This is a genomic window from Haloarcula sp. H-hyl2 (assembly GCF_056934385.1).
Map to the genome: position 1 here is coordinate 924,890 of NZ_JBRIIJ010000002.1, position 26,253 is coordinate 951,142.

The following is a 26,253-nucleotide window of genomic DNA, read 5'->3' on the forward strand; positions in this document are numbered from 1 at the left end:
ATGAATGACGCGGCCCCGGCCACTGGGACAAGAGTAACCTCACAGTGGGCCGAACGGACGGGCATGCCCGGCACCGCGGACCCGGCACTTGGCAGTGAGGTGCTAACCAGAGGACTCTCACTCGTCGCGTCGGCGCTCGTCCTCGCAGTCCCGTTCGTCCTCGGTGACCGGTGGCCGCCGGCACAGTTCGCGCTCGGCAGCGGGACCGTCTACGCTGGCGGCTGCCTGTGTTGCTGGTTCGGTGCGCGACTGCTGACCGACACGTTTCCCAGTGGACTGGCCGAGCGACCGGGGGCGGCTGCCCTCCTCGTCCTCGGTAGTGTCGTGGTCCTCGGTGCACAGGTCGCCGTCCCGGTCTACGGCTACGTCCGATACGGCGCCGTGGTGCCGCTGCTCGCGACTGCTATCGTGGCGAACCTCGTCGTCTACACGTTCCTGCTGGTTCGTGGCGAGACCGACCCGCTCGGGCTGTATACGATCTTCTTTGGCCCGGTGCTGGTCGTCGTCCTGACGGTGCTCGTCGGTGCGGAAGTCGGCGTCCGTCGGTTGCTCCTCGGGTGACTACTGCAGGGGGACGAACCGGACACCGCCGTGGGTCTCCCGGTCGAGCGAGCCGTCGGCACGCCGGCGGGCGCGAACGAGACGTTGCCGGCGGTTCCCGATCGGTGCGAGTAACAGCCCGCCCGGGCGGGTCTGCTCGACGACCGGCCGCGGGAGCTCTGGGGCGGCACACGTCAGGTACACCCGGTCGTAGGGGGCGTGGTCGGCCCAGCCCCGTTTGCCGTCGCCAGCGCGCACGGAGACGTCGCCGTAGCCGGTCGCCGCCAACCGCTCACGCGCAGACCGGGCCAGTGACTCGTGGTACTCGACGCTGTAGACGTGCTTGGCCCCGACCAGTTCGGCGGTAACGGCGGCGTGGTATCCACAGCCGGTCCCGATCTCCAGCACACGGTCTCCGGGCCGGAGGTCAAGCAGCGTCGCCATGATCGCGACCATGTGCGGTGCGGAGATGGTCTGGCCCTCGCCGATGGGGAGCGGGCTGTCGGCGTAGGCGCGGTGGCGACGGCCTTCCGGGACGAACTCGTGTCTGGGGACCGTTTCGAGTGCAGCGAGAACCTGCTCGTCGTCGAGTCGTTCCTGGCGCCGGAGGCGGTCGACCAGCGCCGCGCGGTCGCGGGCCGGGTCGCTCATCCTACCAGGCCGACCAGGCAGTCGTCGACTCGTCGCGCACGTACAGCCGGTTGATGTCCTTCGCGACGGCGCTGTCGCCCTCGTAGTCCAGCTTGTCGAAGTCGTAGCCGTGGGCGTCGTCGCGGATGTGGATGCCTTCGACGGTAAACTCCTCGTCGCCGAACGATTCGGTCTCGCCGACACGGAACTCGTAGTCGCCGGGGACCTGGAGCTTGAAGCTCTCTGTCTCGTCGTGGCGCCCGTCTTTCGGGTGCATCGTGACGTTGACGGCGACGTTCCCGACGGCGCGCGACCAGATGGTCTCGATGTCGGTGGCCGGCGACTCCTCCTCGCGGCCCTCGTCGGTCTCCAGGCTCGTGATCCGGGCGGTCATGACGGCTTCCTCGGTCTCTAAGAGAAACTCCTCGCCGACGGCGAGCTGTTCGTCCTCGGGGACGTCGACCTGTGCGGTGAACGACTCGCCGTCCTGGGAGACGACGACGTCACGGGGGACGGTCGTCTCCTCGGGGAGCTGTTCCTTGTGGACGTGGTCACACTCCGTACAGCGGACGGTGACCTGCCCACCGCCTTTCAGGATCTCGTGGACCGTCTCCAGATCCGGTGAACAGGCGGGACAGGGGAGTCCGATCCGTTCGCCGGGTGATGCGGTAGTCATACCTCGGCGTTGACGGGCCGGGCGTAAATGGTCGTCGGCACGCAGGGGCTCGTGGGCCCCGCTCGCACGGTCTGGCTGCTCGACCGACGACCGGGTGGCGCTTCGGGTCGTGTGGTCGGCGTGCTCACGACCGCTCGAACCGAAAAAATTTCCACAGTGGTGATGGGAATTAAATTCGATGTTCCGACATCGGTCCCCCGCCGACGCGCTTACCGTCGGCATCATCTTCCTGACTGCGCTGCTGGGAGTGGTTCTCTGGCCGCGACTCCCTGCGGAGGTGGCGATCCACTTCTCCGCGTCCGGAACACCCGACAACTACGTCCCGAAGGCCGTCGGCATCGCGTTGCTCCCGGCGCTCATGCTCGCGACGCTCCTGTTCATGAAGTGGCGCTTGCGTCTCGACCCGCCGACCGATCCCCGTGTCCCGACGGTCGTCACTCTCGCGACGATGGGGTTCATGGGCGCGCTCCACGTGCTCGTCCTGGCCTGGAACGCCGGCTACGCCGTCTCGATGGACTACGTGCTGGTCGGCACCTTCGTGTGGGCCGTGTCGCTGTGTGGCTACGTCTTCGCTCGCGAAGGCATCTCGCTGACCTGACCGGTCACTCGGCCTGGGGCAGGTCGATCGCCTCGCCGTCAGCGTACACCGTCGGTTCGGTGAGGATGCCGTCCAGGTGGATCGGTGCGTGCGTGTCGCCGCCGATGGCGTGGTCGTCGCCGACGGCGATGTGGACGGTCCCGCCGGCCTTCTCGTCCAGCAGGACAGAGCCGACCAGTTCCGTGACGGCGACGTTGGTCCCGATGCCCAGTTCCGCGAGGTTGTAAGCGTCTTGGCCGACCTCCTCGGCGGCCGTCTCCAGTTCTTCACGGATGTCGGGATCGTCCAGATCCGTGACGTAGCCGTCCTCGACCTCGAAGGTGAGCAGTTTCCCGTCGAGTTTCCCGTGGGGGCGCATCGTCCCGTCGACGACGAAGGTGCCGTCGGCGGTCTCGGGCGAGAGGAACACTTCCCCGGCCGGGAGGTTCGACATCTCGCCGGGTTCGTGGACGATGCCGGTGTCGAGCTGCCACTCGCGTGTCCCGACGCCGAACGTGATGTCGGTCCCCTGGGGGGAGGTGACCCGGATCTCGCTGGCGTCCCGGACCTGCGCGAGGACGTCCTGGCAGTGGTCCTGGATGGCGTCGTAGTCGGCGTCTAACCCCATCAGGAACACACCCTCGGTGATGCCCGGCAGCGTCGCCACCCGCGCGCCGGCGGCGTTGGCCTCGCTGCGGGCCTCGGTGTGGCTCAGGCTCTTGGTCGTGGGCGCCAGCACCACGTCCGCGCTCCGCATCGCGCCGGCGACCGGGGCAGGCGGTTCCTCGCCGTGCTGGTCGCCCGGCGGATAGCGGACGAAGACGGTATCCTCCGAGATTTCGGCCGCGACACGGTAGAGGGCTTCCCCGATAGCCTTGCGTTTGTCGTCGGTGACGACCGCACAGGATTCCCGTGGTCTGAGATTCATACACTGCTTGACGGCGGTCTCGGCCGGCCGTCTGAGCGAGGAGTTGTCCATACCGACGGGTCGGCCGGGAGGGGATTAACTCTTGGTGCGCGCGGGAATCTGACGACTGGCCGCCGCCGGCCCGTGTGGGGTGGTAACAGTGTCCGATAGTACAACGATCCGAGTTAATTTCTATTATTATTAACCGCAAAGAATATCTCCCCCTCCCGAGAATCACCAGACATGCTCCACGTGGGCATCAACGGCTTTGGTACGATCGGCAAGCGAGTCGCCGACGCGGTGCGTGCCCAGCCCGATATGACCGTCGCCGGTGTCTCGAAACGCTCTCCGAACTTCGAGGCGACTATCGCACACGACCGTGGTTACGACCTCTACGCGGCGAGTGAGGACGGCCGGACGCCGTTCGACGCCGCCGGCCTCCACACCGAGGGGACGGTACACGACCTCGTCGCCGCGAGCGACGTCGTCGTGGACACCACCCCTGGTGGCGTCGGTGCCGAGAACGCCGCTATCTACGAGGAACACGACACGCCGGCCATCTTCCAGGGCGGCGAGGACCCCGACGTGGCCGAGATGAGCTTCAACGCCCGCGCCAACTACGAGGCGGCACTCGGTGCCGACACCGCTCGCGTGGTCTCGTGTAACACGACCGGGCTCTCACGGCTCTTTGCTCCGCTCCGGGAGCGCTACGGCATCGAGAAGGCCCGCGTGACCTTGGTCCGCCGCGGCGGCGACCCCGGTCAGACCAGTCGCGGCCCGATCAACGACACGCTTCCCGACCCCGTCGAGATCCCCTCCCACCACGGCCCCGACGTCCAGACTGTCTTCCCCGACGTCGACATCGACACGATGGGGATGAAGGTCCCGACGACCCAGATGCACACCCACAGCGTCAACGTCACGCTCGAATCGGATCCCTCGGCAGCGGAGGTCCGGGACCTGCTGGCCGACGAGCGGCGCCTGTTCCTCATCCCCGAGACGCTGGGTATCGACGGCGCCGGCAAACTCAAAGAGTACACCCGTGACGCCGGCCGACCGCGCGGTGACGTCTGGGAGAACTGTATCTGGGCCGAGTCGGTCACCGTCGAGGACAACGACCTCTACCTCTTCCAGGCCATCCACCAGGAGGCCGACGTGGTCCCCGAGAATATCGACGCCATCCGGGCGCTCTCGGAACGTACACCCGACGCCGCACGCAGCATCCGCCGGACCGACGAGGCCCTGGGGATCGGCCGCGGCCTCGTCCAGCACGAGGGCAGTACCGCCCGGCGGACCGCCGACGACTGAGACGGTCGTTCGTTCTGGTCCGCGTCCGCTTACTCCAACCGCCAGACCGTGTCCGACCCGGCGACCGTCCCGTAGCGGTGGCCCGACCAGGCGACTGGCTCGCCGTCACGTTTCTTGAGCCACTCGAACTCGACGGCGACGCCTGCCGGGAGGGCCAGTTCGCCGGTCCAGGTCGGGTAGTCGGTGGCCGACAGCGGGACGGCCGCCTCGACGTCCCAGTTCCCCAGCGCGTCGTGGTCGCCGGTGACGACCAGCTGTTCGCCCCACTCGGTCTCGACGTCGACCTCGACGGTCGTCGCTACCGGCTCGCCGGGTGTCGCGTCCGGGGCCGGCTGGAGCCACCGGTAGTCGTACGGGCCCAGCAGGAGCCGACCGTCCGGGAACAGCAATCGTTCGTCGTCGAGTACGTCGGTGTAGCGACCGCTCGCCCACGCGCCGGGCAGGTCCTCGATGGAGACCGCCTGTGGCTCGCCGGCGAAGTTCGAGACCGCCAGCAGCCGCTCACCGTTTCGGGTACGCTCGACGACGAACACGCTGTCGTTGCGGCTCTCGATCACGCGCTCGTCGGCCCGCCGGTGTAACACGTCCAGATCCGCTCTGGTCTCGGCGAGTCGGCTGATGCCGTCGAAGAGGCGCTGCTCGACGGTACCGTCCTCGTGGCGACGGCTCGCGCTCTCCCAGTCCATCTCGGGGCGGTGGACCCAGCGATTGTCGTCGGCCTTGTGGGGGTCCCGCAGGTACGAGAAGTCGTTGGACTGGCCGATCTCCGAGCCGCTGTACAGCAGGGGCAGCCCCGCCATCGCGAAGACGGCGTTGTGCAACAGCAACGCCTTCCGGAGCGCCCGGTCGACGTCGTCCTCGTCACCCTCCACGCGGGCGTTCTGGAGGCCGGTCAGCGCCGACAGCGTCCCCGAGGTGCGGGCTTCGCCGGTGGCCTCCTCGACCTGGAACCGGTATCCCTCGGCGTCGCTCTCGGGGTGGTCGCCGGCGTAGTAGTCCGCACAGAAGCGCCGCGTGTCGACCGGGTCCTGCCCGACCGCGCGGACGTCCTCGTCGGCCAGGCCCCACCCGATGTCGTCGTGACACCGGACGTAGTTGATCCAGGCCGCCGCGTCGGGCGGTTCGGGCAGGCCGGTCAGCGTCTGATTCAACAGTTGTGTGTTCTCGCTGGCCAGCGCGTGCCAGAGGTGGGCCATCAGCGGCGCGTTGTACGCCAGGTCACACTCCTCGCCCTCGTGGCCGCCCGTACCGAGATATTTGACCGTCTCCTCCGGTGCGACGATGGCTTCGGACTTGAACAGCACGCCCGGCGCGGCGATACGGAGCAGCGCCCGATACGCCCGCAGGATAGCGTGGGCCTCGTCCGCGTTCCGGCAGTTCGTCCCGAGTTCTTTCCAGAGGAAGGGGACGGCGTCTAGGCGCAACACGTCGGTCCCGAGGTTCGTGATGAACAGCAACTCACGGAACATCTGGACGAAGACGTCCGGATTGCCGTAGTCCAGGTCCCACTGGAAGTCGTAGAAACTCGTCCAGACCCACCGGTCCATCGCGTCGACGTAGGTGAAGTTGCCCGGCGCGAAGTCGGGGAACACCTCCGGGACCGTCTCCTCGTACTGGTCCGGGAGCGTCCGGTCCTCGTAGGTGAGATAGAACGCCTCGAAGCGCTCCTCGCCCGCTCGTGCGGCCTCGGCCCACTCGTGTTCGCGGGCGGTGTGGTTCATCACGAAGTCCAGTGCCAGCACGATGCCGGCGTCGTGGAGATCCGCGGCGAGGTCGCGTAGCTCCTCGATCGACCCGAGTCGCGGGTCGACGCTCCGGTAGTCCTCGACGGCGTAGCCGCCGTCGTTGGGTGGGTCGCGTGGCTCCAGCAGCGGCATCAGGTGGAGATAGGTCACGCCCAGTTCTTCCAGATAGGGGATCCTCTCGCGGACGCTCGACAGCGAGCCCGCGAACTGGTCGACGTAGCACATGTAGCCCAGCTGTTCCGAGCCCTGGAACCAGTCGTCGGTCCCCGCCCGCTCGCGGTCGAGTTCCCGCAGGGGCTCGCGGCGGTCGGTGAACCCCTCGACGGCCGCGTCGACGGCTTCGATCGCCCACGCGCGCTGTGTGGCACCGTCGCCGTAGACGGACTGGAAGGCTGTCCAGAGCCGCGGCACCTGGGTCCGGATACGCGCCTGCAGTCGATCGGCGTCGGGATGGTCGGCGTAGCGCTCGACCAGCAGGTCGACCAGGGCGTCGGTCGAATCGAGGTCCGAGAGCGTCTCCTCGGAGAGGTCTGTATCGGGCCGTCGCATCGTCACGCTCCCGTCGATACCGCCCGCTGGCTCGTCGCTCCACGACGGATTCTCCCGTCGCGCTCGATCGTGGTCATACTTGCTGGTCCGTGGCGCTCCTCATAACCCTGATGAACGCGCCGGCTACCCGAGTTCGTGGACGGTCAGGTCGCCGCTCGCGGTGTCTAGCGTGGCTACGGAGAACGCTTCGGGGGCCGGCGGGATCGAGATGCCGCCGGGGTTGACACGCACCGTCCCCTCGTACTCCTCGGTCCCGCGCTCGTGGGTGTGACCGTGGAAGACGTAGTCGTAGTTGCCACACTCGACCAGCGCGTCGACGATGGCACCGCTGGTTCCGTGGTAGACGGCGACCTCGTTCCCGTCGAGGTTCACCTCGCCCATCTCTCCGAGGTACGTCCCGAACTCCTCGACGGTCGACTGGACGGCCCACTCGCCGTCGTTGTTGCCCCGCGCGGCGTAGAACGTCCAGTCACCATCGAAGGGCGTCACCGAGAACGGCGCGACGAAGTCGCCACAGTGGACGACCGCGTCGACGCCCACCTCGTTGAAGCTCTCGACTGCGGTCTCGACCGCGTCCAGGTTGTCGTGTGTATCGGAGACGATGCCGACGTGCATGCCCACCCGTTTCGTCCCCGACGACAAGAACGTACTCCCCGCACGGTCGATCGCCATCCCAGGGAGCTTTTATCCCGCTGGCGCCAACCCCGCCCAATGGCACAGGGGATCCTCGACACGATCGGCCTGCTGACCGTCGTCGTCTTCGCCATCCCGGTCGCGCTGTTCGGTGCCGAACACCTCCTTCGGGGCGAGGTCGTCGCCGGCGTCGGCTTCCTGGCGATCGCCGCCGGGATGATCGCCATCGAGCGGTACCTCGTGACTCCGACCGACGTGCCGGCGATGGCCGCCGAGAAGACCGTCGGGGCCGTCGCCAAGACCGAGGACCCCGACGAAGACGAGTAGCGCTTAGGACTCGTCGCGCCAGCGGTCCGGGTCGTCGGCCGCGAGATACTCTTCGAGCAGTGACGGGAAGTTCCGGCCTTTGAGATACCGCAGTCCGAAGTCCTCCGCCCAGTTGATGATCCCCGTGTCCTCTGTGACGACGCCGGCGTCGAGTTCGCGAGCCAGGATGAGCAGGTCGAAGTCCTCACGGGAGTCCAGCACCCCCTGCCGGAGTGTCTGTCGGTACTCGTCACGCAGGTCCGAGATGACCTGATCGACCTGGGTCATGTGATCGTGTTCGTCGATGGTCTCCGCGCGTGACTCTTCGGCCTTGCGGACGGCCTTCTCGGAGACGCGCAGCCCACGGTCGACCCGCTCTGACATCTCGTCGATGAAGGTGTAGACGAGTTCGGCCGGGATCATCACCTCGTAGTGGGCCGGCGACTTCGTGATGACCCACGTGTCCAGTTTCGTCAGCACCTCGTCGCTGATCGACCGGTCTTCGAGCATCGTCGTCAGTTCGTCCTTGATCGATGGCGGCATGTAACAGGAGATGTTGTGGATCTGTTTCGCCGCCGCGATCAGTTCCAGTAGGTCTCGACACGCCGTCTCGAGGTCCTCGTCCGGTCCCCGTATCTCTGTCGTGAGAAACAGCGACGTGTCGAGCACGAACCGTTGTTTGAGCGGACGATCAGCCATGCGTCGGATACAGCGTCGACGACCAAAGGCTCTCTGGGGCCACAGGCACCGTATCGCCGATCGGACGACGATCTCTCATCGGGAGTATCGTAGCCGACCGGAGGAATCGAGCCCTCCGGTCCGGTGTCGGAATTCGATCTCACGGGAGCAATCTCTGGACTGCGACGATAATCCCTTTCAGGTGCGGTTGTATGCAGCGATCGCGATCTGTGCGTCTGTTGCAGTCACTCGCTGCCCATCGATATGCCCCCCAGCGTTGAACAGCGCGATCACTCGCTGGACGTCGCTTGCGCCCACCTCACCATCAGCGTTCAGATCATACCGGCTGGTGTCGACGCCGTCCGGTCTCGAAACTGTGCCTAGTGGCCCGGTAACCGATCGGGCATCCGCCACGTTCAGGTAGCGTAGCTCGACGATTACGTCCCCAAACCCGTCGCTCTCGTCCTCGTAGATACTGATTCGGAACCGCCTGTCGACATCGAGTGGAGTGTCGACGAGAGAGATGAAGAAGTAGTCCTGGTCGGGTGAATTGTCTATCTCCCGCACCCAGTAGTTCCCGTCCTCGTCGCTCTGTTCCACCTGGACGTACCAATCCTCCTGAACACCTGGATCACGAGGAACGGCCACAGCTGTCGAATTGACTTCCATGGACTTGCTCTCGTCCCGTGGGGGACTCGCAAAGTCGTAGCCCACTCCATGCACTTTCGGCTCGGTAGCTGTGATTACTGTCCCATCTGTGTCCAGTAGTTCGACGGTATATGGAGCGAACGTAGCACCTGCGAAGACGCCGCTGTCTCCCGTGATCTGGATGTCTATCTCGTCGCTCGCGACGGTATTCGGATTCGAGACGAAAATATTCGGCGTCGAATCGGCCCCCAGCTCCGGTCTGATCGCTGCGGGATCGATATAGATACGGGTGACCGGTTGCGTCGTCTCGTTGTCTCCTGGTCTGAGAGTCATCTGCTGACCAGTCGTCGTCTTCGTCACGCGGAGACCCGTGGCCGGCCCGAAGGTGAACGAGTCGTCCCCGTCCGGTTCGATCACCAGGGCTTCAGTGAACGGTGGCCCCCCGCTCATCGAGCCATACTTCTCGCTGTACGTGATGTTCATCGCTGATGCAGACACCTGTGATCCAGCAGCTGCTCTGGCCTCCTGCAAAAGTGTAGCATCGCCACACAGATATCCCGGGGCTCACGGCTCGTCGGACGCTGTCTCATGTACCTGCAACCGTCCCGCCGAAGGGCATAATATTATGCTGCCTACCGCGGGCAGCGCAGTATTCTGTTCACCGTAGGGTGTTCTTACTCGTATACCGAGTGGCGGCCGATCAATCGGCCGCGAGCGGCTCGCTGGCCTCGTCGAGCAGTTCCTCGATGGAGCGCTCGCTGGGTTCGTTCTCCAGCAGGACGTCGATGGGCAGCGTCGGCGCACCGTCGACGAGGTTCTCCAGGAGGACCAGGCGTTCACGCGCCCGTGACATCCCGACGTAGAAGACACGCCGTTCGTTGTCGGTCAGCGTCGGAACAGGGCTGGTGTGTTTGGTGAACTCGTCGACCTCGGGGACGTCGATGCCCTTCTGTTCGACGGTCGCTGCCATCTGCTCGACGACCTTCTCGGTGAGATCGGTGGCGACGAAGACGTGGTCGGCCTCGCGACCCTTCGCGGAGTGGATCGTCCCGACACGCACCCGGTCGGCGTCCATCCCACGGTAGTCGCCTGTGAAGTAGGCGTCGACAGTCCGTTCCTGGAAGTTGGTCACCTTCCGGAGCATGTCGCCAGCCGAGGCGGCGTCCGGGACGAACGGCACGTGATCCGTGACGACATCCGGTGCGATTTCGATCTCGGCGATGTCGTCCTTGACGTGGTTCTCTTCGATCTCCTCCAGTTCGTCGAAGAAGTCGTCACGCTCGCCCGTGCCGAATGCCGAGTCGGCCAGCATGTCGGCCAGTCGGCGGGCCTCCAGTACCGAGAGGTGCTCGTCGTTCTCGACGGCCTCGACCCCGCGGACGTACTGTGTCAGCCGGTCGGTCCACATCCGCTGGTCGGTCAGACAGGAGAAGGGGATCCCCTCGTCGATGAACTCGTCGATGAACTGGAACATCTGGTAGCGCGCCCGGAACAGGACCATCACGGTATCGTCGGACTCGGTGACGGTGGCCTTGACGTTGCGAGCCAGGTCGAACATCGAGGGATTGGGGACCGCCTCGACGCGGCCGCCCTCCTTGCGCGGGTTGAGATCCTTCTCCTGGCGCTTCTCGATGTGGCGGACCTCGCGGTTGACAACGTTGAGGATCCGGGAGGGGAGCCGGTAGGAGTTGGGGAGGATCTCGTCTTCCGTGACGTTCTCTTCGAGGAGCAGGTCGGGGTCGGCACCCTGCCAGGCGTAGACGACCTGGTCGTCGTCGCCGGCGATCAGCACCCGCTTCATGTGGGGCTTCCACTCCTGGTAGACATCGTACTGCAGTGTCGTGATGTCCTGGAACTCGTCGATGATGAGGTAGTCGACGTTGGGAAGTAGCGAGCGCTGGGCGACCCGTTCGAGCATGTCCGCGAAGCCGATGACGTCGTTGTCGCCCTTGTAGGTGCGCCAGCCGCGGATGGCCTCGGGGACGTCGACCCGGTCGTCGTCGGTCGGCCACGTCGGCGTGTACTTGTTGCCCGTCTGGGCGTTGTCGTCGATCTCGGGTGGGAGACGGACCTCCTCCTCGTCCCACTTGAACGGGACGTCGTACCAGTCGGCCACGTCACGCCGGGTCCGCTGGAGCCACTGGCTCGTCGCGATGATCTTGTTCCCCAGCGTCGTCGAGCGGGCCGACCGCCGCCGGGACCCCTCGTACTCGTCCTCGTAGTCGAGGCCGAACTGTTCGCAGAACTCCTCTTTGTCGTCCTCGCCGACGACGTCGCCACGAGAGAGGTTCAGCAGTTCGTAGGCCTTCGCGTGCATCGTACAGACGTTGCCCCGGAGTGCCCGCGGTGTCACGTCGAGCCGTTCTGCCAGTCGCTCGCGGACCTCTGCCGCCGCCGCACGCGTGTAGGATACAACGAGTACGTCACGGAAATCGACGTCGTCGTCTTCCAGCAGCTCGTCGACACGGTCGAGGAGGGCCGTCGTCTTCCCGCTGCCGGGCCCACCGAACAAGCGGACGACCTCGGTGGTCGGTTCAGTCATTGCACCGATAATAGGGGCGCGTACGGATAAACGACGTGCTTTCGGGAGCGGGGGCAGAGCAGGGGTGAAGCGTACTTCCGGACGGTGATCAGCGGTACAGCGAGACGTACAGCATCGCGAAGCCGATGATGAACGGCACCGTCTCGGCCATCTGGAAGAACACCCGGATCATGGGGTCGACGCCGCCCGCGCCCAGTTGGGTGATGACACTGGAGACGGCGACGCCCATACTGATGAACGCGAACCCGACGAACGCGTACTGGAGCCGCTCGGACGGTCGCTTCCGGTACGCCTGGAAACTGATGAGAGTGATCCCCAGCGTCAGTCCGAACACCACCATCCGCATCAGGACGAGCACTCCCCTCGCGATTGCGACACCGTCGGCCATCTTGTCACCCCTGTTTGCCCACCGTGGTGGTAAACATTCGCCCCCGAGTCATTCGGGGTTGAGTTCGTCCCAGAGCTGGCTGAACCGATCGGGGAGGTTCTCCTCCCGGTAGATGCGCACTTTGTACTCCTCGTCCTCGAGTGAGATGACGGTCGACTCGAAGTTCGACTGGTACACCTTGTAGTGGTTGCCGTCCTCTGCGACGAGCGTCTGGTCCTTTATCAGGTCGTACTCGTCGAGCATCTCGATGCGGCGGTACACCGTCGGTAGCGAGAGGTCACACTCCTCGGCGAGTTCCTTGGCCGACTGTGGCTCCCGACTGATTGCGGCCAGCACGCGGCGAGCGTGCTGGTCGCCGATAGTGTCGAGAATCTCCTCGATGCTCTTGTCTTCCGGCACTACCTTGCAATTCTCCCCGGACAGTAAAAGGGTTTCCGAGCGCCGGGGTCACTTCACGCTCAGAAAACACTGCCAGATATATATGGAACTGGGGGTGGTAGCCGCAGGTGCGGATCCCGTTCAGGTGAGACGATGTCCGGAGAAAACCTCCGTCGCATGACGACGGACAAGACGATGGGCGAGACACCCGACGAGCAACTGACCCCTCTCGGCGGGACGGACCGCCCGAGAATCGACAGTGGTGCCGACAGTGCAGCGATTCCGGAACCACTGTTGACTTCGGTCATCGACGACGTCGCCGACGGTGAACTCACCGTCGACGACGGGATCGTGACCCAGAGCCTGGATGAGATCCTGATCGCGCTGATCGCGCTGGCCGACGACGAGACACACGGCACCGGACTCATGGAGGAACTCTCGCGGCTCTTCGGTGCGGACCTGAGTCCGGGGACGGTGTATCCGCGTCTGCACGACCTCGAGGCCAACGGCCAACTCCAGATGCACGAGCTGGTGCAGACCAAGCAGTACTCGATCGACGACACCGAATCTGCGGAGTCGAAGATCGAGGACGCGATGTATCAACATCTCGCGATCGGACTGTTCCTCCACGCGTCACTCGACGCGGTCTAATCCAACGCTCTCTCCCCGAGGTCGGCCCGGCGACTCCTGACCCCGGTCGCCGGGTTCGACCCACGCTCTTTCATAGTCGAGCGATAGCGCTCGTCTACGTGCTGTCCTCACGAGACACCGTGGCCCGGCCGACAGCGACGGCTACGCGGTCGGCCGATCGGAAAAGGACGCGGTGGTGTTGTCCAGAACGACTCGATTCCCGTCAGTTTACGGGTGTCCACCCGCACACCGAGCACTCTGTCGCCGCTGATTCGTGGAGACCGCCACAGTCCGGACACTGTTTCTTGTTGTAGCTCTCCTCCCAGTTGGCCGTCTCGACGTCGTGGCCCCGCTGGGAGAGGAACTGGTCAAACATATCGTCGCTGCTCGGTGCGGACGCCATACGTGATATGCTATACCACACCACCATATAGGTCTATCGGAACCCGGAAAGTTTCGCCTGTGACGGCGCAGCACAAGTTACGTCATAGATTTCAACAGTTATATTATGGACACTGGTCGTGAATTAGCCGATGCGCGAGATGCTTCGACGCCGGACGTTCCTGACCGCCGTCTCGACGGCGGCCGTGGGACTGGCCGGCTGTGGGGGGGATAGTGGTGACGAGGAACCGACAGATACGGAGACGGCGACCGCGACGGTCGAGTCGACGGCGACCGTGACGGCCGAGCCAACAGCGACCGCGACGGAGACGGCGACACCGGCGCCATCGGTGGACGCCGACTGGCCGACATACCACTACTCGGCCGGCAACCGCGGTGTCCACCCGGACGCGACTGGGCTCTCGGGGTCGCCCTCGACGGTCTGGACGTACGACCTCGGGACGCCGACACAGGGATCGCTGGGACTGGTCGACGGCACGCTGTTCGTCGGGGCCGGCAGCACCAAGAGTAGCGACGACGACGGTGCAATCCACGCTATCGACGCCATCTCTGGCGACAGGGTCTGGAAGACCGGGACCGACGGGCCGGTCCACGCTACGCCGGTGATCGAAGACGGCCTCGTCTTCGCTGGCAGCGACACCGGGACGATGTACGCACTTAGTACCGCCAGTGGCGACGATTTCTGGACATACAGCGTCTCGTCGAACGCCGGCTTCGGTACCGCACACGTCGCCGACGGGAACGTTCTCGCGGCGACCAAGGGCGGCCGCTTTCTCAGGATTCTGGCGAACTCGGGTGGCCGCACGGGCGTGGAGGACGTGGCGTCGCCGGTCAGAACTGCGATCGCCCGCGCTCGAGGCGTCACGTACCTCGGAACCAACAGCGGGAGCGTCCTCGCGCTCGCCGGTTCCGAGGCCGAATCCTGGGAGTACGACGAGGGACGTGGGATCGGTGGTGTCGCGACGAACGGACGCGCTATCTACGCGACGAGCCGCGGCGGGAATATGTTCGCGCTCAACACCAACGGCCGTCTCCTCTGGGAGTTCGGGACCAGAACCGCTGTCCGGCACAACCCGGTCATCGACGGGGAATGGACCTTCTTCGGGACCGACGGCGGCGAGATCTACGGCCTCAAGGACGGGCTCGAAGCCTGGAAGACCGAGGTCGAGCCGAACATCTCGAACGCGCCGGTACTCGTCGAGCAGACGCTCTACTTCGTCGGCGACGACGGGACTGTCTTCGCGCTCGACCGCGCGACCGGCGAGACCAAGTGGACCCACTCGCTCGCTGCCCCGGTCCAACACAGTACGCCGATCGTCAGCGGCGGGTACCTGTGGGTTCCGTCGCTCGACGGGACCCTCTACGCACTCCAGGGATAGCTGCTACTCCTGGAGTTTCGGGCCCGGTTTCCAGGTGTTGCCCTCGAGGACGACCAGTTCGTAGCGCTCCAGTACCTGCAGCGTATCGACGACCGCCTGTGCGTCGAACGTGACGGCCATCTCACCGGGGAGTTGCTGGGCGATGGCACTCCGCGTCCCGCCGTCCATCTGGACGATCGTCTCCAGTAGTATCTCCAGATCCCCGAGCAACGGATCGAGATCCGTTCGGCCGCTGTCCCCAGACTGGAGCTTCGACATGACCTCCTCGTAGTCACCGGTGATCTCCATCGATACGGACACTTCCTTCTCGTCTGTCTCCGATTCTTCACTCATTATCGGCATTTTGGGCCCACCCCCTCAAAACAATTACCATCAGCCGGGCATCTACCACCGCGGCCGGACGATACGTCCGCCGAAGCGTCGGTTATACGACCATTCGACGGAGAATGCAGTCAAACTACACAGCGTAGCTTCCGGGGCGGTCACTCTTGCTGGCAGGTACAGCCACCCTGCTCGAAGAACTCGGCGACGGCGTACTGGGAGCCACACTCCTGACAGAGCACCTGTGCGTCCAGGAACACCTCGAAGGTGTCGATGTCTATCCGACCGGTGTCCCGGAGTTTCTCGATGCGCTCTTCGGTCACCGAGAGCGTCCGAGTCATGAGCCGCTGGATACTCTCGAGGTCCTTCTCGATCTTCTCCGCGTCGCTGAGTCCCTTGTACTCGGCACCGCGCCACTCCTTGAGATACGATCTGATCGCCTGGTAGGTGACGAAGTCGTTCTCTACTCCGTCGACGTCGATCCCGTTCCGTTCGAGGCGGTTGCGCGTGTCGGTCCTGACACCGGTACTCACGTCGTCGGCTGTGAGGTTCTCGTAGGTCGTCCGGACGTCGCTCTCCAGTGCGCTCATCCCGGCCTCGAGCAATGCCTGTTCGAGCAGCCGTTTGTTGAAAAACTCTGCCAGATCACGGAGGCTCATCCGCTCGACGCCGTCGCCTGTCCAGCGAGCCTCCAGATCCGCCCCCAACCCCTCCAGGCCGTACTCCTCGATGAGTCGCGCTACCTTGCTCGAGGGCCGGTCGTCCGGTGTATCTGCCATCGTAGGTATCCTTGCGAGATGAGTGGGATAAGACTACTGCCGTTAGATCGATGTGATGCGGTTGAACGTGTCGTCCAGTGCCTGTGCGTCTTCGGGGAGCAGTGCGACCACGAGGTACTCGGCGTAGTCCGCGAAGTACTCGACCAGTTCGGCGATCCGGACCGAGTCGATCGCTTCCAGCGAGTCCAGCAGCATGAACGGCACCGTCTCGTGGAGGTCGTGGACGAGGTAGCCCGCCAGCGCGAAGATCAGTCCGGTCACCTCGCGTTCGCTCTCACTGAGGTGCTCGATGGTGTCCTCGTAGGCAGCGCCGTTCTCGGTCGTCCGGACGATATGGAGTTCGAAGGCCGTCCGGTCGACCTTCCGGCGGCCCTCTCGGACCGTCTGTTCGACGCGTTCGATCCAGATCCGTTCTAAGTTCTCGTACTCCAGGATGTCGAGGATGGCGTCCATGTGCTCGTTGAACTCCTCGACGGCGCCGGCCTCGATCTGGTCGATCTTCGTGCGTTTGTCGGTGAGTTCCTCGACCAGTTCGTCGCGTTCGGCCCGGAGGTCGTCGGCCCGCTCTAACATCTCCTCGATCTCCTCGATCTGGTCAGAGACGTCGTCGAGGTCCGATTCGAGGCTGTCGATCTCGAACTCCAGCTGGTTGGCCTCCTTGTGGAGCGAGAGGATGTCGTCGAAGTCCTCGGATTCGAGGTCGTCGACCTCCGTCTCCAGACTCTCGACGCTCTCGGTGAGGGACTCGCGGTTCTCCTTGAGCGAGTCGATCTGGTCCTCGCGACGCTCCAGCTCCGTCTCGATATCCTCGATCTGCCGCTCGACGTCCTCGCGCCGTCGCTGCTGTTTCTCGGCCTCACGTTGCTGGTCCTTGAGGTCGTCGAGCTCGGACTTGAGGTCGTTGAGTGTCCCGACCTTCTCCTGTCGGAGATCCTGCAGCCGAGTGACCGTCTCCTCGATCTGTTCACGATCGACAGTCGACCCACAGGTCCAGCAGACCACCGACTCGTCGTCGTCGGCGAGCAGTTGGTCGGTCACAGCCTCGGCCGACTGGCCGTCGTCGCTGTCGAGCGACTGGATGACACCGTAGTCCCCCTCTTCGAGTCGTTCCTCGTTGTACTGGATGAGACTCTGGAGATCCGAGATCTCCGTGTTCAGGGCCTGCCGCTGGTCACGGAGCCGCGCGATCTCGTCGTCGAGATGCTGGTGCTCGCCCATCGGCGCTTCCGGGAGTTCAGACAGCTCTGATTCGAGTTCCTGTCGTTCCTGTTTGAGTGATGTGATACTCTCCTGCTGTGTCTCTATCTTACGACGAACTGACTCCAGATTGGAGCGAGTAGACCGAAGATCGCTGAGCTTGTCCTCTAATTCTTCCTTTTCTTTCCGACTTTCCTCTATATCGTGACTACTATCGTCTATCTCTTCTTCTTTCTCCGCTAATTCGTCCCTCTTTGCTGCTATTTTCTCCTGTATGCGCGTCCGCTCCTGTTCGAGATCGGGAAGATCCCGCTTTTTCGACTCTATCTTCGCCAGTTCGTCGTTGATTTCTCCCTTTTGGTCTTCGAGATCGGCGATCTCCTGCTTGATCTCGTCGATGTCCACCGGTCGCATGATGATCTCGCGCAGGTCGTCACCGCGAGCGACCGACTGCCGTGCCTCGTTGGTCTCCAGCAGGAACGCGAACAGATCCGCGACGGCAGGGTCGTCGAGATACCCTTCGCCGTCGAACTGGACCGTCCCGCCGGTTCGTTTCAGCGTGCGCTCGTATGTCTCACCACCGAGGGAGAGCTCGACCCGCCCGGTGTCCGCGTCGCCTTTCAACGTCGCCTGGCTGCTCCCCATTGCGGCCATAATCGACTGGAGGAACGACGTCCTGTTTGTCGCGTTCTTGCCCGTGAGGACGGTCACCCCCGGCGGGATATCGACGGTCGTCTCGTCGATCCCTCCGACGTTCTCGACGCGAAAATGTGCTGTCTCGGAGGATTGTTGTGACATTCCCATACCAGGGTCTTTGGTCCAGAGTATATAAATCCTTCTCACGGCCTTCCACATATTGGCTGTCCGCTAACAGGCGTACCATTATTACGAGGATCGTAGTGTGGCTATCGTCGGTGATCGATAGCGCTTCACGTAGCTCGTAACACCTGTACTTCCGTTATCGGTTCGCCATCCGGTGCAGCGTTGCTGACCGTCTCCATCCGGTCCGAATGAGATATGGATTTCAAACACTCCTCATACACTCAAAATGGCGAAAAATAGACCCAGATATTGGGATATCTAGGAAAAATAGTAAATTAACTAAGAGAATAGATGCAGAATGCACATAATAGCTACCAACAAACAGAATACAAATCTATATGCGGAGATTTAGATGCGAAATCGCTTTTTAGACTAGAATTACGGAGATCTTCCGGATTAGATGGGTATCTGTTCCTTTAGAGGATTGTTGATTCCATTACGGATTCAGAGTGGATACCAACTACGTGGAGGAGATGCCAGCACGTTCGACTTCGACAAGGAACTGAATGGGTCCTGCCGGATTGTGAACCGGAGGAAGACATACTCGCTCGCGCTGCTCGCTGCGCGTGTCTTCCAGGGTTCAAACCGGCAGTTCGTCTCACACACGCTCGCTTCGCTCGCGGTGTTCGATGGGCCCTGCCGGGGAAAATCCAGATCGTTTGGCACCGTGAACGACCCAATCTCGGCCGATACGGGCACTGCTTCCGTGGAGTACGACGGGTGCTGTCGTCGGGCCTTCGAGAACCCAGACAATGACGACAGACCTCGACCCACTCGATCCCGCGACAGCGAAGCAGATGTACTTGGACGAGCGCCGCCACGAGCTTGCGGACGCGACGCTCCAGTCCCACGATTACCGCTTGAAGCAGTTCATCAAGTGGTGCAACGAAGACGGTATCGACAATATGAACGACATCTCTGGCAGAGATATCCATCGGTTCCGGGTGAAGCGCCGGAACGAAGACGAACTGGCGACGGCATCGATGAAATCCCAGCTCGCCACACTCCGACTCTTCCTTCGCTTCTGTGCCACTGTCGACGCCGTCGAACCTGGACTCGACGAACAGATCATCCTGCCGACCACGACTGCGAAAGACGCCCGCGATGCGCTCCTCACTGCCGACCGGGCGGAACAGATGCTGGCCCATCTCGAACAGTTCCAGTACGCCACACTCGAACACGTCCTGCTGGCGGTCCTCTGGCACACGGGCTTTCGGGTCGGAGCGGCGGTCGGTATCGATCTCCATGACTACGACCCCGAAAAGCAACAGCTCAGGCTAGCTCACCGTCCGGAGGAAAATACCTCGCTGAAAAAGAAGCAAAAGAGCGAGCGACTGGTCGCACTGAGTGAGGCAGTCTGTGAGATACTGGACGACTGGGTTTCGGTCAAACACCCCATGAAGACAGACGACGCCGGACGGACACCGCTCTTTGCGACCAGCCGTGGCCGCCTCAGTCGGAACCGAGCGCGCTCTATCGCGTACCAGTTCACGCGGCCGTGCGTGTACGACGACTCGTGTCCGCACGACCGTGACATCGAGACGTGCGACGCACGGCCGACCGAGTACGCGTACGGTTGTCCGTCGGCCCTGAGTCCCCATCCTATTCGGCGGGGATCGATCACCTATCATCTCCAGTCTGGCACGCCGGAGCGTGTCGTGAGCGATCGGATGGATGTGGGCAGAAACGTACTGGAGCGCCACTACGATCAGCGGACGGAGCAGGAGAAAGTCGAACAGCGCCGCCAGTACCTCCCGGACGAATCAAACTAGCATAGCCCGCCCGCCATCATTGACGTTCAGTCTCGAACTATGGAACGTCCACACGCCTAACAGCAGCTTCGTGCGTGGACTTGTATTCTCCGCCCTGTTGAAACCCTCAATTTGTGACAGTTCTCAGAGGGTGTGCTGCATACACCGCGCGTATCTTGCAACTCGCTTTGTTTCATGTAGGCCGACGACTACAGGGATATTCCTCAGGACGAATCGGGATTGCTTTCAGAGACAAAAGTGTCAGGATCAATGAGATCGCCGAATTCTCTGGCTCGCCGTAGTTGCTGTTCCGCCTCACGCTGGTAGGTCTGTGCCCGGTCTAGTGCCCGCTTTTCGCGGGCGTAAGCGGTTCCACTCAGCCAGTTAGCTACTCGCCAGTAACACGTCGTTTTCTTTCTAGCACTATCGGCTGGTTCACTCACTGACGGGTCGCCACCTCTGTCAACGACCCGTGTGAACTTTTCAACCGCTTCTTCGAACGCGTCCGCCCCACCGTTGCACAGTGCCCGCGCATTGACCCACTGCTCTTCTTCGAGAGAAGCAATCGCGGAACCGAGCTGTCTCCGCCCCTCTCGATACTGAGCGTACCCGACGCGATACAAGATAATCACCCCACTGTCGTCGCAAGGCGTTGCCACAATATCACACTCGGGGCAGATTACCGTCGTTTCACTGTCGCCCTCTACGGTGAACTTGCTTTGACACCCCTCACACCGATAGTGCTGATTGGCGGTCATTCTGTCACCTATATGCGTTCTGAAAGAGCGTCCCGGTCGGCGGGAAGCAGGACTCTGTTTGGAGGGTAAAAAATGGCACTACAATCACATTAGTTTTCACACACAATAAACCCACTTTGAGTAACAAATGTTGCGTGATGTCAGGGTGTCATAGAACTCTTCGTAACTCTCTGAGAACTGGTGTTTGAGAATGGGCAAATATTACATAAACTCAGGGGCAGCAATAACAGGCCTTTCAGCCGATATCAGAGAACCATGGCAACCGTTCTATGACACCCTCTATTAGAGGCCAAGTGCATCCCTGAATTCATCTGGCTCTGGTATTACCGTTTCTGCATATTCTGACTCCTGTGTGAGTCGTTGTGTTTCCTTAGAATGTTTCTCGGCTTCATCTGTTCGGCCATCCTGTGCCGCCTCAGAAGCTTCAATTCCTTTTTCCGCCCATGGGATCCAGTATTCTGTGAGGTGTTTAGACGCCTCATCCGCGACCCGTTCTGCCTCGTCATGGCCGGCTTGATCGGCGAGAGTTGCTGCTTCATCGAAGTGTGCAACAGCGTCCCTCGAGGTCTCGAGCGTCTCTTGAAAGTCCTCTTCTGCTCTCTGATAATTCTCCGAATTAAAGTGATTACTGGCAGCGGCTCCAAGATTTGAAACACTTTGGAAGTCATAATCACCTGCCTGATAGGCCTGCAGCGCCTCTTGTTCCGTCTCAGTAGACGGGGTCGGCGTGGGCGTCGGTGTTGCTGTTGGCGTCGGTGTTGGCGTTGCAGTTGCCGTCGGCGTTGCAGTTGCTGTCGGCGTCGGTGTTGGCGATGGCGTCGAGATCTCTGTCTGTGTTGGCGTTGCCGTCGCGGATTCGGTTGTGGTTTCAGAGGTGAGATCGCTCTTTTCCTGTACCTCAGGGTCTTGGGGGGCATAATCCTCCGAATCGATTACGCCATCACCGTCTGAATCTTGGATGTCCTCAGTCTCGTCCTCGCCCCCTGAACAACCCGCAATCCCTGTTGAGACTAAAAAACCGTACTGATTAGAAACGACCGTCTCTTCACCATGTTTCGTACGTGTTTTAATCAAAGGTAAAGGTATTAATACCATCTGTTAGTTAGTAGTGGATAGGGACGCAATTGACCAGTGCAGATAACGATCGATATGCACACATACTGAGTAGCTGATTCGACAAGGAACACTGAAAGAAATAGAATCGTCGTACTGACTACATCCTCTGTATCTTGCACGCTGATTGTGTCGGCTCTTCTTAATTTTAACAAAGCAAAGATAGACATCGCAGCCCCAAGTCAATCCCACGAATCTCGAACATCGTTCAAACGGTCCTCTTTCCGCCTGCGTTTTGAACGCGGGTCGTAGTGTTTTCGGATTGTCTGAACTGACACATCGAAGCGTTCGCTTGCGATATGCGGTGGTAACCCGCCACTGAGGTGACGGACGATTGCCCCGCGACGAATTGCGTGCGGGTAGTACGAGTATGGACAGACACCTGAGTCCGGGTCACAATCACCATCACAGGGTCGCTCGGGTTCACGCTCGATAAGCCATCGGCAGCTCGTGGCTTCGTAGACTTTCCGACGGAGGGTCGATCGACTGGCTCGGCCATACTGGGTTGCGAACAGCGGCTCCCTGCCGTATTCATCTGTAACGTCAGGCCGCTCATAGCGAATATAAGTCTCGAGTGTGTCGACTACGCAGTCTGTGAGAACTACATTTCGTTCTCCATCGCCACTGTCACCGCTGCCGTTTTTCAACCGTGTTCCCTCCGCTGGTCGGTGACGAAGACGGATTTCGTTGTCCCGTGGATTGAAGTCCCGAAGATCAAGGGACTGGACGCCGCCGATTCGGGGCCCAGCATTCCAGAGGAGTTCAATCAGCGCGTGCAAGAATGCGCCATGGCGCTGCTGACGGAGTCGGGAAAGCAGTATATCAGCTTCGTCTGCGGGAAGTGCTTCATCACGAGCTGCCGGTGACAGACCGAGCTCGTCCTTATCGAGGATTCGGTAGATGGTCTCGGAGCAGTAGTTGCGCTTGTTGAGCCATCGAAGCCAGCTCCGGACGTTCTTCGTGTAGGTGAGGACCGTCGCATCTCCCCCATATTTCACCTGGAGCCTGTCGACGTACGCGTCAAGAATATCAACCGTGATCTCAGCTGATGTCCGGGTATCGTTGGCTGTCGCAAAGTCGATGAAGTCCGGAATCGTACGTCGATACTGCGCACGAGTAGCCGGACTTCGATTCTGTCTCCGTGAGAGGAACCGTTCGTACAACTCTTGCAGTAGTACGGGCTCGGATTCTGAGCGAGTTGAGGATCCCCGATCCTTAGCAGCGAACTCGAGGAGGTCAGCGATTGCGTCTGGATTATCGGTGTCTGCGAGCAACTCAGCGAGCCCCTCCGTCATTGGCAGTCTACGACCTCATTGAGTGCAACTCGCCAGATATCGCTCGGAACCACCGTGGCAGCCGTGGCTGGTGTGCCCTGTTCAGTGCAATTCGTCTCTGGGTCGAACGATGCGTACTCCTGTGCGTTGTTGCTTGCTGATCTCACTCCCTTACGGAGTGTCCCTGCACTCGCCCGACCATGTGCGGTCGTGAACAGCGGCTGATGTTCGTTCTGAGGTTGCGTCTCGTGTTCATGCTCCAAGTAAGTCCTGAGAGGACCGATAAGAGTCGACGAGAGGGAAGCGGTTCGATCTTCGTGTAGACCAGCAGTGGCTACAACATGATTCTCGGAAATCGAGATCGTAGCGAACTGCTGATCTAATTGGATGTCAGAAAGATTGAGCGCTCGTACTTGAGTTGGCCTCCCCGCTGTTTCGTAAACGAACTCGACGAAGACATGCGTTCGAGTCGCATACTGACGTTTCCGGAGATATGTTAGAAGGGCGTTGACGGATCGCTGTTGTTCTGGAGTTGGTTGTGGGTCGAACTCGTCAACGAGAATATCCCATGAGGGCTTGTCAAACGAACGTGCTCGAAGTTCTGAGGCAAGCCGAGCTTGGAGTATAGCTGGGCTCTCTTGGTAAAGACAGGAGCAGAAGCTCAATAGTGAGTATACATGTCCAACAACTGTATCGACGTCAAGCTCCAGTTCGTCTATGAGATACCAAATAAACTGACTCAGAACCCTCTCAGTCGATTCGCTCAGGGGCCTCTGAGTTGAACACCAGGTGACGAATTTCTTTAAAGAACTCTGATGAGAGAGGACGGTAGTTGGAGGAGTCTTCGAACGGAGCGTGCGCAAGTAAATTCCACCGAAGACTTTGAGAGCCGATGGTTGTATCTCACCCAGCTGCTGGTCGAGACCCGTCATTCCGCTCCTCCTGTCGGGTGGCGATAATTTGCGAGAAACAAACGATAAGTTGGCCAGTGGTCACTGAGTGACCATCTCAGATGTATTAAGCCATCTTAATGGATCTGCTGTGGTCACTCAGTGACCACTATACATCTCGTCAAGCGGTGGTCCCGGTCAAGGTTCTGCCAATCCGTTATTTATAGCGTCATAGAAACAGGAAAACCAATATGAAAAAAGTTTGATAAATAGGTTAGTAACTGAAAATATACTAAAGAATATTATCAAAGTGAGATGTTCTCAAGTGAACTCCTAATAGTATACAAGTGTTCTTCGGACTTATGCTCGTAATGTTCTTTCGTGATTTCTGTGCTTGAGTGGTCCAAGGCTTGGCTGCGTATCTCTCGGGAAACTCCTTGATCCCTCATTAGCTCGTTGAACGTGTGCCGGAGTGCGTGTGGAGTAACTCGATAGAATTTCATCTCGTTAGTATTGAATGACTCTTTTTGTCTCTCTGTGATACTTATCGTCCCAATCACTTCTTGAATACCTGCATCTTCGGCGGATTCTCGCACGATATTCGAAAAAGACCCCATCCCAATATGACCTCCCCCCCGACTGGGAAATAAATAATCGTTGTTGATTGAAGGTTCATACGCTTCTCGCGTAACTTCGGTCCAGTGTCGAAGTTTCATTGATAGATCGTTAGATATCGGCATGGTATATTTTCTATCTGATTTTATATTATAAATTTGTACAATATTCTGATCTAAGTCGACATGCTTCATTTTTCGAGTACACAGAGCCCTGTTCCGCGCGCCACATTCTACCCCCAGTTGAATCATCAACCGATCCCGGAAGCAAGGCGCCGAATCCAGCAATTGTTTCACTTCTTTCTTTGAGATTGCCTCTCTTTCTATTTCTTCTTTGGCAGGAAGTTTATTTATTTCAATAAATTCTCTGATCTCGTGTGGCGTTATATTAGAATCATATTGGCTTGTGGCTATTTGTTTGTACATATGGATTACCACTGTTCTATAACCCCCATATGATTTGACAGCGAGCCGTCGTTCTGCTAAATGGTCAAAAAAGTCATTCAAGTCACTGAGTTCGGCTTCACAAACCATAACTCCATTATTGTGTAAGAATTCGACAAACCTTGATGCCATAGCGGAGTACCCTTTTAACGTTGAGTTGGCCCAATTGTCTCTTTCATCGATTGCTTTATTGATGAAATGCCCACAACGAGGTTCTATGTCCACCGGTCCCCTGAGTAGCTGTTGCCATTCTTCTTTTTGACTTGCCTCTTGATATATCGGACATTTTGGCCTCTCCGGTCGGTCTGATGAGGTGTGTGCGCTCATACAATCATCTCTCCATGTCCGACAACCGGAATTCGACTTGCTGCTGGTTTTTAGAGGCGGTAATCAGCCCTCTGTCTTGGAGATGCAAAATCCCCTGCAGTGCCTCTCTTGTCGTTAATCCACTATTTGTAGTAAGGTCGTAAATTGTGGGCTGGTCCATTCTGAGGACCAGGTCCTGAACAGTCTTGGCCAGTTTATCCGACGAATGGGCTGATTTAGCCGGGGCTTGGGCCTGCATTTTATTTTCAGTCCTGTCATTGCTTCTCTGTCTCTGATCTGCGCCCGCTGCAATCAGTGCTGAGTGAATTGTGTCGACGTTCTCTGATAGCTCCTTAATCTCTGATTCCAGCGACTGGACCTCAACTTTGATCTCATCAATCGGCTGAGCACCCTTTCTTTCAAGCCGCTCTCGAAGCCCCTCAATTGCAGCTCGTAGTGCTTCACTCCGGTTTGCGTACCGCATATCTACCATTTGATCTAGTAGACGCTTCTGCCTTAGAGTGATCGTGCTATTGGGTTTTACAGACTTACCTGCCTCTTGAGAATCCAGGTCGATATCGAAACGGTTCGACTCGTCTTTCAGCATCTTGGGCCCTCCGTGAACAAGAAGGAGTGGACATCTTTAGCAGCAGCCGGGTCATTCCGAGTGACGCGGAGACTGTGTGCCCCCCTTCGCACGATACTTTTTAATCTTCGCCTCTGTAACCTGATATTGGAGTTTGTCCTAGTCATAGGTGAGCTCCGTTCTCGGGGCGCTACTACGCCCCGGGGCTTCCCAGCAAGTAGACTCGGCAGTCTTGCTTGGTAAGGTGAAGCTTTTACCGGAGTGTTTTCGCACAGCGTTTTCGCTGCCCGATATGTAATACAATACTCGCCTATAATAAAAAAATTCCGATGAATCGGGGCAGTTACTTTATTTTTCACACTTCTAAACTTCCATACCTCTGTAGTCTGCTTGAAAAACTCAAAGTAAAAGGAGACAATTTTTTAACTCTGGTATTAACCGGTCCCTAATGATAATTAATCATACTAATTAAAACTGAATGT

The 26,253-nt window shown here is 60.3% G+C and carries 26 protein-coding genes; 7 read left to right on the forward strand and 19 right to left on the reverse strand.

Annotated elements, in window-relative coordinates; translation table 11 throughout:
• The first annotated feature begins 63 nt into the window (after nt 1–63).
• A complete protein-coding gene (locus Hhyl2_RS14530) occupies nt 64–561 on the forward strand; it encodes a hypothetical protein (protein WP_483551487.1) in 498 nt (165 codons plus the stop codon).
• Here the strand turns inward: Hhyl2_RS14530 and Hhyl2_RS14535 are convergent, their stop codons facing one another.
• On the reverse strand, nt 562–1,191 hold the full coding sequence (locus tag Hhyl2_RS14535; RefSeq protein WP_483551488.1) for a protein-L-isoaspartate(D-aspartate) O-methyltransferase: 630 nt from the start codon (nt 1,189–1,191) through the stop codon (nt 562–564).
• A gap of 1 nt (nt 1,192) precedes the next feature.
• Entirely contained in the window at nt 1,193–1,846 is a 654-nt protein-coding gene (locus tag Hhyl2_RS14540) for an HVO_0476 family zinc finger protein (protein ID WP_483551489.1), read from the reverse strand.
• A gap of 178 nt (nt 1,847–2,024) precedes the next feature.
• Here Hhyl2_RS14540 and Hhyl2_RS14545 point away from each other — a divergent pair, with 178 nt between their 5' ends.
• Complete coding sequence (locus Hhyl2_RS14545) at nt 2,025–2,444, forward strand: DUF1648 domain-containing protein (protein WP_483551490.1); 420 nt, start codon at nt 2,025–2,027, stop codon at nt 2,442–2,444.
• A 4-nt stretch (nt 2,445–2,448) separates the two neighbouring features.
• On the opposite strand, the gene Hhyl2_RS14550 is transcribed toward Hhyl2_RS14545, so the two are convergent.
• On the reverse strand, nt 2,449–3,402 hold the full coding sequence (locus Hhyl2_RS14550; protein WP_483551491.1) for an aminopeptidase: 954 nt from the start codon (nt 3,400–3,402) through the stop codon (nt 2,449–2,451).
• Between the two features lie 171 nt (nt 3,403–3,573).
• Here Hhyl2_RS14550 and Hhyl2_RS14555 point away from each other — a divergent pair, with 171 nt between their 5' ends.
• Nucleotides 3,574–4,638 (forward strand): type II glyceraldehyde-3-phosphate dehydrogenase, encoded by a 1,065-nt coding sequence (locus tag Hhyl2_RS14555; RefSeq protein WP_483551492.1) that lies wholly within the window; start codon nt 3,574–3,576, stop codon nt 4,636–4,638.
• Nucleotides 4,639–4,667: 29 nt separating this feature from the next.
• Here Hhyl2_RS14555 and Hhyl2_RS14560 read toward each other — a convergent pair whose 3' ends face one another.
• Nucleotides 4,668–6,932 carry an alpha-amylase family glycosyl hydrolase gene (locus Hhyl2_RS14560; protein ID WP_483551493.1) on the reverse strand — a complete coding sequence of 755 codons (2,265 nt, stop codon included), beginning with the start codon at nt 6,930–6,932 and terminating at the stop codon, nt 4,668–4,670.
• Between the two features lie 123 nt (nt 6,933–7,055).
• Nucleotides 7,056–7,547 carry a metallophosphoesterase gene (locus Hhyl2_RS14565; RefSeq protein ID WP_483551494.1) on the reverse strand — a complete coding sequence of 164 codons (492 nt, stop codon included), beginning with the start codon at nt 7,545–7,547 and terminating at the stop codon, nt 7,056–7,058.
• A 96-nt stretch (nt 7,548–7,643) separates the two neighbouring features.
• On the opposite strand from Hhyl2_RS14565, the gene Hhyl2_RS14570 reads away from it, so the two are divergent.
• Nucleotides 7,644–7,892, forward strand: coding sequence for a DUF7533 family protein (locus Hhyl2_RS14570; protein ID WP_483551495.1), 249 nt, complete (start codon nt 7,644–7,646; stop codon nt 7,890–7,892).
• 3 nt (nt 7,893–7,895) lie between these two features.
• Here the strand turns inward: Hhyl2_RS14570 and Hhyl2_RS14575 are convergent, their stop codons facing one another.
• From Hhyl2_RS14575 to Hhyl2_RS14595, 5 genes are all read right to left on the reverse strand, one after another.
• Nucleotides 7,896–8,570 (reverse strand): RNA ligase partner protein, encoded by a 675-nt coding sequence (locus Hhyl2_RS14575; RefSeq protein ID WP_483551496.1) that lies wholly within the window; start codon nt 8,568–8,570, stop codon nt 7,896–7,898.
• Between the two features lie 177 nt (nt 8,571–8,747).
• Nucleotides 8,748–9,728 (reverse strand): hypothetical protein, encoded by a 981-nt coding sequence (locus Hhyl2_RS14580; protein ID WP_483551497.1) that lies wholly within the window; start codon nt 9,726–9,728, stop codon nt 8,748–8,750.
• Nucleotides 9,729–9,897: 169 nt separating this feature from the next.
• Nucleotides 9,898–11,739: a UvrD-helicase domain-containing protein gene (locus tag Hhyl2_RS14585; RefSeq protein ID WP_483551498.1), complete on the reverse strand. Its 1,842-nt coding sequence runs from the start codon at nt 11,737–11,739 to the stop codon at nt 9,898–9,900.
• An 88-nt stretch (nt 11,740–11,827) separates the two neighbouring features.
• Nucleotides 11,828–12,127 carry a DUF7521 family protein gene (locus Hhyl2_RS14590; RefSeq protein WP_483551499.1) on the reverse strand — a complete coding sequence of 100 codons (300 nt, stop codon included), beginning with the start codon at nt 12,125–12,127 and terminating at the stop codon, nt 11,828–11,830.
• 48 nt (nt 12,128–12,175) lie between these two features.
• Nucleotides 12,176–12,526 carry an ArsR/SmtB family transcription factor gene (locus Hhyl2_RS14595; RefSeq protein WP_483551500.1) on the reverse strand — a complete coding sequence of 117 codons (351 nt, stop codon included), beginning with the start codon at nt 12,524–12,526 and terminating at the stop codon, nt 12,176–12,178.
• A 156-nt stretch (nt 12,527–12,682) separates the two neighbouring features.
• Between Hhyl2_RS14595 and Hhyl2_RS14600 the strand changes: the two genes are divergently transcribed.
• The gene (locus Hhyl2_RS14600) at nt 12,683–13,156 is read left to right on the forward strand and encodes a PadR family transcriptional regulator (protein WP_483551501.1); all 474 of its coding nucleotides are present in this window, start codon (nt 12,683–12,685) and stop codon (nt 13,154–13,156) included.
• A 202-nt stretch (nt 13,157–13,358) separates the two neighbouring features.
• Here Hhyl2_RS14600 and Hhyl2_RS14605 read toward each other — a convergent pair whose 3' ends face one another.
• Complete coding sequence (locus Hhyl2_RS14605; RefSeq protein WP_483551502.1) at nt 13,359–13,538, reverse strand: HVO_0416 family zinc finger protein; 180 nt, start codon at nt 13,536–13,538, stop codon at nt 13,359–13,361.
• Between the two features lie 130 nt (nt 13,539–13,668).
• Between Hhyl2_RS14605 and Hhyl2_RS14610 the strand changes: the two genes are divergently transcribed.
• Nucleotides 13,669–14,916 (forward strand): outer membrane protein assembly factor BamB family protein, encoded by a 1,248-nt coding sequence (locus Hhyl2_RS14610; RefSeq protein ID WP_483551503.1) that lies wholly within the window; start codon nt 13,669–13,671, stop codon nt 14,914–14,916.
• Between the two features lie 3 nt (nt 14,917–14,919).
• Here the strand turns inward: Hhyl2_RS14610 and Hhyl2_RS14615 are convergent, their stop codons facing one another.
• The 3 genes from Hhyl2_RS14615 to Hhyl2_RS14625 all read right to left on the reverse strand — a co-directional run bounded on the left by Hhyl2_RS14615 (nt 14,920) and on the right by Hhyl2_RS14625 (nt 18,017).
• Entirely contained in the window at nt 14,920–15,249 is a 330-nt protein-coding gene (locus tag Hhyl2_RS14615; protein WP_483551504.1) for a hypothetical protein, read from the reverse strand.
• A gap of 149 nt (nt 15,250–15,398) precedes the next feature.
• Complete coding sequence (gene rdfA, locus Hhyl2_RS14620; RefSeq protein WP_483551505.1) at nt 15,399–16,016, reverse strand: rod-determining factor RdfA; 618 nt, start codon at nt 16,014–16,016, stop codon at nt 15,399–15,401.
• A 42-nt stretch (nt 16,017–16,058) separates the two neighbouring features.
• Nucleotides 16,059–18,017: an archaea-specific SMC-related protein gene (locus tag Hhyl2_RS14625; RefSeq protein ID WP_483551506.1), complete on the reverse strand. Its 1,959-nt coding sequence runs from the start codon at nt 18,015–18,017 to the stop codon at nt 16,059–16,061.
• A gap of 770 nt (nt 18,018–18,787) precedes the next feature.
• Between Hhyl2_RS14625 and Hhyl2_RS14630 the strand changes: the two genes are divergently transcribed.
• Nucleotides 18,788–19,807: a tyrosine-type recombinase/integrase gene (locus Hhyl2_RS14630; RefSeq protein WP_483551507.1), complete on the forward strand. Its 1,020-nt coding sequence runs from the start codon at nt 18,788–18,790 to the stop codon at nt 19,805–19,807.
• A gap of 1,019 nt (nt 19,808–20,826) precedes the next feature.
• Here Hhyl2_RS14630 and Hhyl2_RS14635 read toward each other — a convergent pair.
• The 5 genes from Hhyl2_RS14635 to Hhyl2_RS14655 all read right to left on the reverse strand — a co-directional run bounded on the left by Hhyl2_RS14635 (nt 20,827) and on the right by Hhyl2_RS14655 (nt 25,792).
• The gene (locus Hhyl2_RS14635; protein ID WP_483551508.1) at nt 20,827–21,639 is read right to left on the reverse strand and encodes a hypothetical protein; all 813 of its coding nucleotides are present in this window, start codon (nt 21,637–21,639) and stop codon (nt 20,827–20,829) included.
• A 200-nt stretch (nt 21,640–21,839) separates the two neighbouring features.
• Nucleotides 21,840–22,952, reverse strand: a complete 1,113-nt coding sequence (locus Hhyl2_RS14640) for a tyrosine-type recombinase/integrase (protein ID WP_483551509.1) — start codon at nt 22,950–22,952, stop codon at nt 21,840–21,842.
• On the reverse strand, nt 22,949–23,863 hold the full coding sequence (locus Hhyl2_RS14645) for a tyrosine-type recombinase/integrase (protein ID WP_483551510.1): 915 nt from the start codon (nt 23,861–23,863) through the stop codon (nt 22,949–22,951). The genes Hhyl2_RS14640 and Hhyl2_RS14645 overlap by 4 nt, the downstream gene beginning before the upstream one ends.
• A 263-nt stretch (nt 23,864–24,126) precedes the next feature.
• On the reverse strand, nt 24,127–25,206 hold the full coding sequence (locus Hhyl2_RS14650) for a tyrosine-type recombinase/integrase (RefSeq protein WP_483551511.1): 1,080 nt from the start codon (nt 25,204–25,206) through the stop codon (nt 24,127–24,129).
• A gap of 4 nt (nt 25,207–25,210) precedes the next feature.
• On the reverse strand, nt 25,211–25,792 hold the full coding sequence (locus Hhyl2_RS14655) for a hypothetical protein (protein ID WP_483551512.1): 582 nt from the start codon (nt 25,790–25,792) through the stop codon (nt 25,211–25,213).
• Nucleotides 25,793–26,253: the final 461 nt, after the last annotated feature.